The following is a 12,584-nucleotide window of genomic DNA, read 5'->3' as shown; positions in this document are numbered from 1 at the left end:
TGTCGGTGGTGGTCGGCATGATGTCTTCGTGCAGGTGATCGCCGGGCGGGAGGAGGACGGGAGCTTCACCGTGCACACGCCGTCCTCGACGGCGACGGGCCTGGACGAGGCGGGTTTCGCGGCGTCGGCCCGGGAGATCGAGGCGTCGGCCGAGCCCCGGTGGGTGTTCCCCTCGGTGGAGCTGGTGTACCCCGTGCTGGTGGCGGCCGGGCTGCGGGTGCGCCGGTGCTACGACCTGGCGCTGGCGGAGGGGCTGCTGCTGGCGTACGAAGGCGCGGAGACGCAGTCGCGGAGCCTGCGCGCGGCCTGGGCCAGGGCGAACGGCGAAGAACCGCCCGCGGATTCGGCCGACGTCGAGCTGGCGCAGCCGACGCTGTTCGAGACTCGCGCGCCCACCCTGCCCGAGGGCGTGACGGTCGTCACGGCGGCCCGGCGCGTGCTCGCCGAGCAGGAGCGGCGGGTCGCCGCCACCGAGCACCCGGACCGGATGCGGCTGCTGCTGGCCGCGGAGTCGGCGAGTGCGCTGGCCGCGGTGGAGATGTCGGCCGACGGGCTGCCGTGGCGGGCCGACGTGCACGAGGCGCTGCTGGCTTCCCGGCTGGGGCCGCGCGTGCCGGCCGGGCAGCGGCCGAAGGCGCTGGTGGAGCTGGCGGCGAAGATCAGCGAGGCGTTCGGCGGGCGGCCGGTCAACCCGGACTCGCCGCCGAGCGTGGTCCGGGCGCTGGCGCGCGCCGGGATCGACGTGCCGGCGGCGCGGAAGTACCTCCTCAAGGGGATCGACCATCCCGCGGTGGGGCCGTTGCTGGAGTACAAGGAGCTGTCGCGGCTGTACACGGCGAACGGCTGGGCGTGGCTCGACGAGTGGGTCGCCGACGGGCGATTCCGGCCGCACTACGTCGTCGGCGGCGTGGTGTCCGGGCGCTGGGCCAGCCGCGGCGGCGGGGCGTTGCAGATCCCGAAGGTCCTGCGGACGTGCGTCCGGGCGGACCCGGGCTGGAAGCTGGTGGTGGCCGACGCCGCCCAGCTGGAGCCCCGGGTGCTCACGGCGTTGTCGGGCGACCGGCGGCTGGCCGACGTCGCGGCGGCGACGGACCTGTACGCGCAGCTCGGCGAGGCGCTGTTCTCGGGCGCCCGCTGGGTCCCGGCAGCGGACGACGACCGCGACGACCGCGCGCGGGCGAAGATCGCGATGCTCTCGGCGATGTACGGCGGCACGTCCGGCGAGGCGGGGCCGCTGCTGGCCCTCCTGCGGCAGCGGTTCCCGGACGCGGTGTCCTACGTGGAGCACGCGGCGCAGGCGGGTGAGCGCGGCGAGCGGGTCCGGTCACGGCTGGGCCGCACTTCGCCCGCCCCGTCGGCGGCCTGGCGGGCTTTGACCGGCGGCTTGGCTTCGGACGAAGCCGCGGAACTGAAGGCCCGCCAGGCGTCGCGCGGCTGGGGCCGCTTCACGCGGAACTTCGTGGTCCAGGCGAGCGCGGCCGACATGACGGCGGTGATGCTGGCGACGCTGCGCCGTCGCCTCCCGCCCCCGGCCCACCTGGTCTTCTTCCAGCACGACGAAGTCATCGTCCACACCCCGGCCGCCCTGGCCGACGTCGTGTCGACGTCCATTGTGGACTCGATCACCGAGGCAGCCAGAATGCTGTTCGGCCCGGCCTGCCCGGTGAGATTCCCGATGCAGATCGCGGCGGTCGACACCTACGCCGACGCGAAATGACCGTGATGCCCCGCCAATCACGCACTCAATCACGCGAGTCACGCGCTCAATCACGCGAGTTCCGGCTCCGATCACGCGAATGACGGCCCGGATCACGCCAACCGACCCTCCAGGTACGCGAACCGACCCTCCAGGTACGCCGTGCCGGCCGCCCCTGGCGGGAACGGCCGGCACAGGCCTAGTCACTACGGGAACATCGGCAGGCTCTGCGTCGCGACGTCCTGGTTCGGCAGGGTCCGGCCCGGGTTGCCGCGGAAGTCGGTCCAGCACGGGTGCAGCCGGAAGTCGGCGCCGACCGCCGCCGCGGTGTAGTCGCCGATGAACACGCCCTGCAGTTCCTTGCCGGTCACCGCGCCGGTCGAGACGAACTGCACCTGCGGGTTCGCCGTCTGCGTCGTGATCCGGCGGATCGGTGCCGCACCCGCTCCGTCGCCCCAGCCGGTGGCGTAGGCGTAGTCGAGCCCGATGCCGCGGGGGTCGTAGGCGCGGGTGTAGAAGGTCACCGCGACCCGCCCGGCCAGCCCCGCGACCGCGGGGAACACCTCGTCGGCCCGCGTCCCGACCTTCACGGGCTTCGACCAGCCGTGCCGCCCGTCGGAGCCGCTCAGGAACGCGTCACCGTTCGTCTTGACCGACTCGCCGTCGCGGTAGGTGCCGTTGCGGTCGTCGGCCCAGGTCACCCAGAGCCGGTCGGCCACCCGGTCGTAGGTCAGCTGCGGGAAGCTGTTGACGCGGAAGTTCTCCCCGGTCAGCGCGTTGTTGGCGACGTCTTCGTCGACCGGGAAGTCGAAGTCGAGCGCCACCTCGGTGTGCCCGAAGGTGCGGCCGCCGTCGCGCGAGGTCGCCACGACGACGGCGTCGTGGTCGGCCGCCTGGTCGCACGCGGCCGTCGCGCACACCGCCGTCTCGTAGGCGACCTGCAGCGTCCCGTCGCGGGTGACCACCGGGTTCGAGCCGCTGCCGTACGGCGTGATTCCGCCGCCGAAGCCGGTCAACGACGGCGAAATCCGGCGTATCGGCGACCACGTCCGGCCGAAGTCGCGGGACTTCGAGAGCACGATCGGCGACTCGGCGAACGCGCCGTCGGCGTCGTAGGTGAACTGCGTCCAGGTCACGTAGACGTCGCCGGAGACCGGGTCGGCGGCGATCCACTCCTTGTCGTTGAAGATGTTCGTCGGCGTCGGCGTGCCCGCCGGGGTGACGCCGTCGAGGTGCAGGATCGCCGGGTCGCCGAAGCTGCGCCCGCCGTCGTGGGACACGGACACCGCGATACCGCTGGCGAGCTGCTGGTCGTCGGGCACCTCCGCCCGGCTGAAGACGAGAGTCGCGTAGTAGACGGTGTTGTGCGGCCCGAAGGCGATGGCCGGGTCGCCCGCGGCGTCCATGTAGGACAGTGGTGCGGCCGCTCCGGTCGGGAAGTCGAGATGCGGCAGCTGGACGTTGGCCCAGGTCCGGCCGCCGTCGAAGGAGGTGTAGGCGAAGCCGCCGGAGTCGTTGCGGGCCTCGCGGGTGTTGTAGAGCCGGTAGTCGTTGGCCCCGGCGACGATGTTGCGCGGATTCTCCGGGTTGACGGCGACGGTCGTCTCGTTCTGGGCGGTGCTGCAGCCGGTCTGGCTGCCGGTCGGCACGATGGTGTCGCCGTCGATGACGTCGGTGTTCGGCGCGAGCGGCCGGTAGGGGTTCGGCTTGCCGAGGTAGGTCTGGCAGAGCGCGGACAGCGCGGGGTCGTCGCCGTCCTCCTCTTCCTCCTCGGCGAACCGCTCCTTGAGCAGCGGATTCGGCACGTCGTGCCGCGGCTCGGCGGCCGCCGCGGCGATCTTGTGCTTGCCGTGCGCGGGATCCACGGGCAGCGGCGCGGCCCCGGTCGCGGCCTGGGCGGCCGGCGCGAACACAACGGCGAGCGGCAAAACGAGCACGGTCAGGGCAACGAGAATTCTTCGCTTCGTGGACGAATCACCCAAGGACATCGGAAGGTCCTTCCCAGGAGGGTCTTCAGCCGTCCCAGGCTTGACGCCCGCCCGTCCCCGGTCAACCGCCGGAAGTGGGGAGCCGGACATTCCCGGCTCACGCCATCGCGTCGTCCAGCGCCTTCGTGATCCTCTTCAGTGACACCGGATGCGCGGTCCCCAACGTCTGGGCGAAGAACGAAACCCGCAGTTCCTCGATCATCCACCGCACTTCACGCAACGCCGGGGACGACGTTCCCGGCGGCAGCGAAGCCAGCGCGTCGGAGTACTCGCGGGTGATCCACGCGATGTCCGCTGTCCGCTGAAGATCGCGCGTCGGTTCGGAGACCAGCTTCTCCAGCCGTCGCAGGATTCCCCGCAGGTAGCGGACCACGTGACGCAGCCGCGAAGCCCCGGTCTCCGTCACGAAACCCGGGTACACCAAACCGGCCAGCTGGGTGCGGATGTCGGAAAGGGACTCCGCGGCGCCACGCGACGAAGGCAGCATGACCTCGACGTCGTTCGCCGCGCGGAGGATCTTCTCCACGTCCGCCAGCACGTCCAGCACCGCCGGGTGCAGCCCGGCCCGGACCTGCTCCAGCAGCACCTTGAAGCCGGTTTCGTCCCACTTCGGGCCGCCCGCCGCCGTCATCAGGGCGTCCACCGCGCAGTCGACGCAGTCCTCCAGCACCGCCGCGACGCTGCCGTGCGGGTTCCGGTTCAGTGCCAGCTTCGAGGAGTTCGACAGCGACCGCGTGATGAACTTCATCGGCGAGTTCAGGTTCAGCCGCAGCATCCGCCGGGTGCCCGCCCACATCGCGTGTTCCTGCTGGCCCGGCGTGTCCAGCAGGCGCACCGCCACCGACGCGCCCTCGTCCACCAGCGCCGGGTACGCCTTGACGTCGTGGCCGCGCTGCGTGGATTCGAACACCTGCGGCAGCGAGCCGAACGCGGGTTTCGTCAGCCCGGCCTTTTCGAGGCTGTTGGCCGCCTTGGAGATCGTCTCCCGGACCTTCGGCGCCAGCCGGCGTTGCAGCGCCTCGATGTCCTTGCCTTCGGCGACGCGCTTGCCGCGCTCGTCGACCACCCGGAACGTCATCTTCAGGTGTTCCGGCACCGAAGAAAGGTCCCAGTCGGCGTAGGGCACCGTCACCCCACGCAACGACCGCAGCTCGCGGGCCAGCACCTCCAGCAGCGGACCGTCCGAAGGGGACACTCGCGAAAGGACGTACTTCGCCGTGTCCGGCGCCGGGACGAAGTTGCGCCGCACCGCCTTCGGCAGCGACTTGATCAGCTGTGTCACCAGTTCCGGACGCAGGCCCGGCACCTGCCAGTCGAACCCGTCCGGCGTCACCTGGTTCAGCACCGGCAGCGGGACGTGCACGGTGACGCCGTCGGCGTCCGCGCCCGGCTCGAACTGGTAGGTCAGCTTGAAGACCTGCGTGCCCTGCGTCCACGAGTCGGGGTAGTCCGACTCCCGCACGCCGCCCGCGGTCTCGTTGATGAGCATGGACTTCTCGAACGACAGCAGGTCCGGCTGCTCGTGCCGGGCCTTCTTCCACCAGCTGTCGAAGTGCCGCACCGAGACGACGTCCGCGGGCACGCGGGAATCGTAGAACTCGTAGAGCGTCTGGTCGTCGACCAGGATGTCGCGCCGCCGCGCCCGGTTCTCGAGGTCCTCGACCTCCTCCAGCAGCGCCCGGTTCTCGGCGAAGAAGTGGTGCCGCGTCTGCCAGTCACCCTCGACCAGCGCGTGCCGGATGAACAGCGCCCGCGACAGCTCCGGGTCGATCCGGCCGTAGTTGACGCGGCGGTCGGCGACGAGCGGGACGCCGTACAGCGTCACCTTCTCGGTCGCCATCACCGCGCCCTGCTTGCGTTCCCAGTGCGGCTCGGAGTAGTTCCGCTTCACGACGTGCCCCGCCAGCGGCTCGACCCACTCGGGCTCGATCCGGGCGTTCACCCGCGCCCACAGCCGCGACGTCTCGACCAGCTCGGCCGACATCACGAACCGCGGCTGCTTCTTGAACAACGCCGACCCGGGGAAGATGCCGAACCGTGCGCCGCGCGCGCCTAGGTAGTCGCCCTTGGCCGGGTCCTTGAGCCCGATGTGCGAGAGCAGCCCGGCGATCAGGGCCGTGTGCACGCGCTGCGGGTCGACCGGCATCGTGTTCGTGTTCAACGAGATGCCGAGCGGCTTCGCCAGCTGACGCAGCTGGCTGAAGATGTCCTGCCACTCGCGCAGGCGCAGGTAGTTCAGGTACTCGGTGCGGCACATGCGGCGGAACTGGTTGCCGGACAACGCCTTCTGCTGCTCCGAGACATATTCCCAGAGATTCAGGTACGCCAGGAAGTCCGACGTCGGATCGGCGAACCGAGCGTGCTGCGCGTCCGCCGCCTGCTGCTTCTCCGCCGGCCGCTCGCGTGGGTCCTGAATGGACAGTGCGGCGGCGATGATCATGACTTCGCGGACACAGCCGTTCTTCGCGGCCTCCAGGACCATCCGGCCCATCCGCGGGTCGACGGGCAGCTGCGCGAGCTTGCGGCCGATGTCGGTGAGCCGCCGGTCGGCCGTGTTCACGGAATCGAACGCGCCCAGCTCCTGCAGCAGCCCGACGCCGTCGCTGATCTGACGGCGATCCGGCGGCTCGACGAACGGGAACGCCGCGATGTCACCGAGTCCCAGCGAGGTCATCTGCAGGATGACCGAGGCCAGGTTGGTCCGCAGGATCTCGGGGTCGGTGAACTCGGGCCGCGCCTCGAAGTCCTCTTCGGAGTAGAGCCGGACGCAGATGCCGTCGGACGTCCGGCCGCAGCGGCCCTTGCGCTGGTTCGCCGACGCCTGCGACACCGGCTCGATCGGCAGCCGCTGCACCTTGGTGCGGTGGCTGTAGCGGGAGATCCGCGCCGTGCCCGGGTCGACGACGTACTTGATGCCGGGCACGGTCAGTGACGTCTCGGCGACGTTGGTCGCGAGCACCACGCGCCGCCCGGTGTGCTGCTGGAACACCCGGTGCTGGTCGGCCGCCGACAGCCGCGCGTACAGCGGCAGGACCTCGGTGTTGCGCAGGTTCGCGCGGTTGAGCGCGTCGGCGGTGTCGCGGATCTCGCGCTCGCCGGAGAGGAACACCAGGATGTCCCCCGGCCCTTCGGCGCACAGCTCCTCGACGGCGTCGAGGATGCCCTGCGTCTGGTCGCGCTCCGGGTCCCCTTCGGGGTCTTCGGGGTCGACCAGCGGCCGGTAGCGCACCTCGACCGGGTACGTCCGGCCGGAGACCTCGACGATCGGCGCGTCGTCGAAGTGCTTCGAGAACCGCTCCGGATCGATCGTCGCCGAGGTGATGATCACCTTGAGATCGGGCCGGCGCGGCAGCAGCTGCTTGAGGTAGCCGAGGATGAAGTCGATGTTGAGGCTGCGCTCGTGGGCCTCGTCGATGATCAGCGTGTCGTACTGCCGCAGCGACCGGTCGGTCTGGATCTCGGCCAGCAGGATGCCGTCGGTCATCAGCTTGACCAGCGTGTCCTGCCCGGACTGGTCGGTGAACCGCACCTTGTAGCCGACGGTCTCGCCGAGCTCGGTCTTCAGCTCGCTCGCGATCCGGTCGGCGACCGTGCGCGCCGCGAGCCGCCGCGGCTGGGTGTGCCCGATCTGGCCGCGGATGCCGCGGCCGAGCTCGAGGCAGATCTTCGGCAGCTGCGTGGTCTTGCCCGAGCCGGTCTCCCCCGCGACGATCACGACCTGGTGCCGGTCGATCGCCGCCCCGATCTCGTCCTTGAGCTTGCTGACCGGCAGCTCTTCCGGGTACTCGATCTTGGGCACGCTCTCGCGCCGCGACTGGACGCGCAGCTCGGCCGCGTCGACGTCGGCGGCGATCCTGGCGAGCGCGGTGTCACGGTCGCGGGACTTGCGGGCGCCGTCGAGCCGCCGGCGCAGCCGCTGCTCGTCGCGCGGCATCAGCTCGGGCAGGCGCGCACGCAGCGCTTCGAAGAGGGGTGGCGTGGACATACTCGGGCCAAGGATAGCCGTGCGTGACGAACCGGGCTTCCGAATATCCCCGCCGCGTGACCGGGCGCACCTTCAGCCGGTGCCCAAGCGCCCCAATGTGGCGTTCGGTGCGTCCAACGCACCCAATGTGGCGTTCGGTGCGTCCAACGCACCCAACGCCACATTGGGGCGCATGAGGCCAGGGCTCAGCTGGGCTGGCCCGGCTGCTGCGGCGCCTGGGCCGGGTACTGCTGCTGGCCCGGGTGACCCTGCGGGGCGCCCGGCGCGGGCGGCTGCTGGGCGAACTGCTGCTGCGGTGCGGCCTTGGCCCGGCTCATCGCCACCGAACCGCCGATCAGGGCGAGGCCGACCAGGCCGAGCACGATGCCGAAGCCGGGCTGCATGTCGGTGGCCCAGGAGAGCAGCCTGAACTCGTAGTCGAACTGCTCCAGCACGAGCGAGCCGAAGCCGAGAACGGCGAACAGGACGCCGATCCGCATCATGATCGAAGACAAGGAAACCCCCAACGGGAAAGAAAACCGGGAAGCAGGCCACCCCGACGGCCCGCAATGAGCCTCGTACAATAGCCGCCGGTTCCCGAACTGTCCCCGGTTTTCCCGTTTTGTTACCTCACGTCCGCTGGAGCGAGTCCGGGCCCAGGTCGGCGAGGGTGCGGTGGCCGGACAGGCCCATGGTCAGGTCGAAGTCCGCCAGCAGGCTCCGCAGCACGTGGCGCACGCCGTCCTCGCCCGCGTGCGCCAGGCCGTAGACCCACGGGCGGCCGACCAGCACCGCCCGCGCGCCCAGCGCGACGGCCTTGAGCACGTCCGCGCCGGTGCGGACGCCCGAGTCGAAGAGCACCTCCAGCCGGTCGCCGACCGCCGCGACGATGCCCGGCAACGCTTCCAGGGCGCCGATCGCGCCGTCGACCTGGCGGCCGCCGTGGTTCGAGACCACGATGCCGTCCATCCCGGCCTCGGCCGCGCGGCGCGCGTCGGCGACGTGCTGGATGCCCTTGAGCACGATCGGGCCGTCCCAGTGCTCGCGCAGGAACGGCAGCTGGTCCCAGGTCCGGTCGGTGCCGGTGATCATGGCGAGCCAGTGCAGGCTCGCCACGCCCCGGTCCTCTTCCGGCGTCTTCTCCAGCTGGGAGAGGAACACCGGGTCGCTGAACGGGACGGCCAGGCCTTCGCCGTTCAGGAACGGCAGGTACCCCTGGTCCAGATCGGACGGTCGCCAGGCCAGGCTCCACGTGTCCAGCGTGACGACCAGCGCCGTGTAACCGGCGTTCTTCGCCCGGGACAGCAGGCTCGCGCAGACGTCGGCGTCGCCGGGCCAGTACAGCTGGAACCAGCGCGGGCCGTCGCCGTTGGCCGCGGCGACGTCCTCGATGGAGGTCGACGAAGCCGTGGAGAGGATGAACGGCAGCCCGGCCGAGGCGGCGGCCCGCGCCGTCGCGGACTCGGCGTCCGGGTGGACGATCGACTGGACGCCGACGGGCGCGACGGCCACCGGTGCGGGCAGCCGGGTGCCGAGCACCGTCGTCGACAGGTCGCGGTCGGTGGCGCCGGTCAGCATCCGCGGCACGACGCGCCAGCGGTCGAACGCCTCGCGGTTGGCGCGCGCGGTCGCGCCGGAGCCGGCCGCGCCCGCGACGTAGGAGAACGGCCCGGGCGCCATGACCTCGCGGGCCGACGCTTCGAGCTTCGTCGCGTCGGTCGAGCACGGCGGCCGCAGGCCACCGAGTCCCTGCAGGTAGAGCTCGTTCTGATAGCTGCCGAAGCGTTCGGTCACGGGCTGCCTCCTCGTGTTCGAGGGGGCACTGTACTCGCCGGTAACGACTCAGGCCGGGGCACGCCGCATCGGCTGCATCGACGGCCCGCCGGGCGGGGCGAACGCGGGCCCGTGGTCGCGGAACCCGAGCCGCCGGTAGAGCCGCGCGCTGTCCGGCGAGCTGGCCTCCAGGTAGGTCGGCACCCCCTCGGCGTCGAACCGGTCGAGGCCGTGCCGGAGCAGCCGCCCGCCGACGCCCTGGCGCTGCCGTCCGGGCACCACACCGAGGAACTGCGCGTGCCAGTGGCGCTCCGGTGGCTCGCGGTCGGCCATCATGCCGAGGAGGACACCCAGCCGGCCGGCTTCGGCCACCTTCAGCCCGGCGATCGAGCCGTCGCCGCCGTCCTCGCCGCCGGGCAGCCAGACGATCGCCGCCGAACCGTCCGCCGTCACTTCGACGCGCCCGGCCGCGAACCCGGCCTCGGCGATCGCGCGGAAGAACACGGGGTGGGCGCCGGTGCGGCGCTCGTCGCCCGGGAACACCCAGCGGCTCACCGGGTCGTCCTGGAACGCGGCGGCCAGAATTCCCGCCACGGTGTCCACTTCGGACGGATCGGCGGCGCGGACGTCGCTCATCGCGCTTCCTGCGGCTGAGCGTCTTCGTCCCGCAGCGGGCCGCCGATCCCCGCGTAGACCTCCGGGTCCCGGGTGCGCAGCGCTTCGGCACGCAGGAAGCCCACCAGGCCGGCCACCACCAGCGCCCCCGGCATACCCCAGCGCAGCAGCGGGATCGCGCCGGCCGGGCCGACCAGCACGTCGAGGCTGGCGACGATCAGCACCAGCACCGCGGTCAGCGTCACCACCGCGAGCGCGGGGGCGCCCCAGCGCCGCCACCACGTCTCCCGGTCGGGGAACCGGCGGAAGAACCCGATGACCGACAACGAAACCGCGATCATGATGATCGTGACCCCGGTCGAGGCGGTGACCCCGCCCCAGGTGAACAGGTCGGCGAACGGGTCCCGGCCGGCCAGCGCGAACACCGAGACGACGACCGCGCTGATCGTCGTCTGGGCCAGCGAACCGCCGATCGGCGCGCCGGTGCGCTTGCTCGTGCGGCCGACGACCTCGGGCAGCAGCCCGTCCCGCCCGAGCGCGAAGAGGTACCGGGCGACGGCGTTGTGGAAGCTCAGCAGCGCGGCGCACTGGCCCGTCAGGAACAGCAGGTACGCCGTGTCGGCGAACGCTTGGCCCACGTGCCGCGCGCCGAGCCCGAACAGCAGGCCCGGTCCTTCGGCCGCGGCCCGTTCGACGATGTGGTCCGGACCGGTCGCGACCGCCATCGCGAGCGACGAAGCGATGTACAGCACCGCGGTGAGGCCGATCGCGACGTACGTCGCGCGGCCCACCGTCCGGCGCGGGTCCCGGCACTCCTCGCCGTACGTCGCGGCGCCTTCGAAACCGAGGAAAACCGCGATGGAAAAAGCGAAAACCGCGCCGGCGCCCGCGGAGAAAAGGCTCGACCACGAAAGCGGCGCCAGCGAAACGGCGCCCCCGGCGGGGTGGGCGAACAGCGCGGCGTCCACCACCACGAGCACCGCGACCTCGAGGCCGAGCGCGACACCGAGCACCTTCGCGTTGAAGTCGATCCGCAGCACCCCGCACGCCCCGACGACGAGCACCATCAGCAGCGCGGCCGCCCACCACGGCACGGTCAGCCCGAACACCGCGCCCAGCCAGGTGGAGACGGAAAGCCCGAACAGGCCGTAGATCGCGAACTGGATCGCGCTGTAAGCGAGCACCGTCACGTAGGAGACGCCGGCGCCCGCCGATCGCCCGATCCCGTGTGACACATAGGGATAGAACGCACCGGCGTTCGTGACGTACCGGCTCATCGCGGCGTACCCGACGGTGAACAGCCCGAGCACCGGAGCCAGCAGCACGAAGGACAACGGCACGCCGGCACTGCCCGTCGACGCGTAGGTCGCCGACACCCCGCCGGCGACCCCGAGCAGCGGCCCCGCCGCCGCGACGACGAAGAAGACGACCTGAACGGCACCGAGCCGCCTGCTACCAAGGCCGGGACGCTCCGGCGTCCGGATTCCCATGAACTTTCCCCCACGCCATTCGTGATCTTGGCGGTGCCCCAGAGTAGGGCCACGCACCCGGCGGCGATACGTCCGTTCGGGGTAAAACGTGATGGCACCGAAAGCCCGCCGACGCCGGACCGCTATCTTCGACAGCCCTGCACCGCGATCTCCCAGGGGGCCCATTTCCGTCATGCGCCGGTTCACCCTGGTCGATGCGATCTTCCTCTTCGGGCACGACGAATTCACCGGGCGCGCGGTGCTCAGCCGGACGTCGCTGGGCATCGGCCTCGCCGGCGCGGCGTTGTGCGACCTGCTGTTCGCCGAACGGATCACGGTGGAAGACCGGAAAGTCCGCGCGATCGCCGGTCGGCCGCCGGGAATTCCGACGGCCGACCGCGTGTTTTCCGAAATCGCCGCGGAACCGGCGTCGTACCGGGTGCGCGACTGGGTCGACCACCTGCGCGGGGAACTGCCGTCGCGCGCCGCCGACGACCTCGTCGCGCTCGGGCTTGTCCGGCGGGTACCCGATCGGGTGCTCCTGCGCCGGAAGTATCGCTACCCGCCCGCGGACCTGTTCGTGTCGACGGCGGCGCGCAGCAAGGCGCGGGCCGCCGTGTTCGACATCGACCGGCCCGACCCGCACGCGGCGTGCCTGGCGCTGCTGGCGTGGACCGCGGGCGTCGACGATCTGCACGAACCGGAACTCGCCCGTGCGGACGTGCGCGCCTGGATGGCCGAAACCCACGAGGCGCTGCCGCGCCGCATCGCCGACGTCATCAGCGGGGTCGCCGAGGTGGCGGCGGCCGTCGTCTACACCGGCGACCGCAGATGATTCTTTCGGCTCCGGGACTCCGCCCCACCCGGGGCGGGGTCGGGCCCAAACGCCCCAATGTGGCGTTCGGTGCGTCCAGCGCACCCAATGTGGCGTTCGGTGCATCCAACGCACCCAATGTGGCGTTCGGTGCATCCAACGCACCCAATGTGGCGTTCGGTGCGTCCAACGCACCCAATGTGGCGTTCGGTGCGTCCAACGCACCCAACGCCACATTGGGGCGCATCAGAGCCGCGGTATCGAA

Annotated in this window: 8 protein-coding genes; 2 read left to right on the top strand and 6 right to left on the bottom strand. The window is 71.4% G+C overall.

All coding sequences use genetic code 11. From position 1 onward, the window contains the following. Positions 1-28: 28 nt before the first annotated feature. Positions 29-1,717 (top strand): bifunctional 3'-5' exonuclease/DNA polymerase, encoded by a 1,689-nt coding sequence (locus AB0M82_RS33195; RefSeq protein WP_364730459.1) that lies wholly within the window; start codon positions 29-31, stop codon positions 1,715-1,717. A 185-nt stretch (positions 1,718-1,902) separates the two neighbouring features. Here AB0M82_RS33195 and AB0M82_RS33190 read toward each other — a convergent pair whose 3' ends face one another. The 6 genes from AB0M82_RS33190 to AB0M82_RS33165 form a co-directional block, all read right to left on the bottom strand. Next, positions 1,903-3,684 carry a sialidase family protein gene (locus tag AB0M82_RS33190; RefSeq protein ID WP_364730456.1) on the bottom strand — a complete coding sequence of 594 codons (1,782 nt, stop codon included), beginning with the start codon at positions 3,682-3,684 and terminating at the stop codon, positions 1,903-1,905. 97 nt (positions 3,685-3,781) lie between these two features. Continuing rightward, positions 3,782-7,669 carry an ATP-dependent RNA helicase HrpA gene (hrpA, locus tag AB0M82_RS33185; RefSeq protein WP_364730453.1) on the bottom strand — a complete coding sequence of 1,296 codons (3,888 nt, stop codon included), beginning with the start codon at positions 7,667-7,669 and terminating at the stop codon, positions 3,782-3,784. A gap of 185 nt (positions 7,670-7,854) precedes the next feature. After that, positions 7,855-8,151, bottom strand: a complete 297-nt coding sequence (locus AB0M82_RS33180; protein WP_364730451.1) for a hypothetical protein — start codon at positions 8,149-8,151, stop codon at positions 7,855-7,857. 127 nt (positions 8,152-8,278) lie between these two features. Then, a complete protein-coding gene (locus AB0M82_RS33175; protein WP_364730448.1) occupies positions 8,279-9,442 on the bottom strand; it encodes a lactate 2-monooxygenase in 1,164 nt (387 codons plus the stop codon). Positions 9,443-9,490: 48 nt separating this feature from the next. After that, positions 9,491-10,057, bottom strand: coding sequence for a GNAT family N-acetyltransferase (locus AB0M82_RS33170; protein WP_364730445.1), 567 nt, complete (start codon positions 10,055-10,057; stop codon positions 9,491-9,493). After that, the gene (locus AB0M82_RS33165) at positions 10,054-11,526 is read right to left on the bottom strand and encodes an APC family permease (protein WP_364730442.1); all 1,473 of its coding nucleotides are present in this window, start codon (positions 11,524-11,526) and stop codon (positions 10,054-10,056) included. Before AB0M82_RS33165 ends, AB0M82_RS33170 begins: the two co-directional genes overlap by 4 nt. A gap of 172 nt (positions 11,527-11,698) precedes the next feature. Here AB0M82_RS33165 and AB0M82_RS33160 point away from each other — a divergent pair, with 172 nt between their 5' ends. Beyond that, entirely contained in the window at positions 11,699-12,340 is a 642-nt protein-coding gene (locus tag AB0M82_RS33160; RefSeq protein WP_364730439.1) for a GPP34 family phosphoprotein, read from the top strand. Positions 12,341-12,584 lie beyond the last annotated feature (244 nt).

Origin of the sequence: Amycolatopsis sp. NPDC051128 (assembly GCF_040682715.1) — a bacterium.
Taxonomy (GTDB): Bacteria; Actinomycetota; Actinomycetes; order Mycobacteriales; family Pseudonocardiaceae; genus Amycolatopsis.
The sequence above is the reverse complement of the archived record's forward strand: the minus strand, read 5'-3'. Positions and strand labels throughout refer to the sequence as shown.

Bases quoted from the DNA above. Each gene is read 5' to 3' on its own strand.
- AB0M82_RS33165 (WP_364730442.1), bottom strand. From the start codon at position 11,526: ATGGGAATCCGGACGCCGGAGCGTCCCGGCCTTGGTAGCAGGCGGCTC.
- AB0M82_RS33180 (WP_364730451.1), bottom strand. From the start codon at position 8,151: ATGATGCGGATCGGCGTCCTGTTCGCCGTTCTCGGCTTCGGCTCGCTC.
- AB0M82_RS33190 (WP_364730456.1), bottom strand. From the start codon at position 3,684: ATGTCCTTGGGTGATTCGTCCACGAAGCGAAGAATTCTCGTTGCCCTG.
- hrpA (WP_364730453.1), bottom strand. From the start codon at position 7,669: ATGTCCACGCCACCCCTCTTCGAAGCGCTGCGTGCGCGCCTGCCCGAG.
- AB0M82_RS33160 (WP_364730439.1), top strand. From the start codon at position 11,699: ATGCGCCGGTTCACCCTGGTCGATGCGATCTTCCTCTTCGGGCACGAC.
- AB0M82_RS33170 (WP_364730445.1), bottom strand. From the start codon at position 10,057: ATGAGCGACGTCCGCGCCGCCGATCCGTCCGAAGTGGACACCGTGGCG.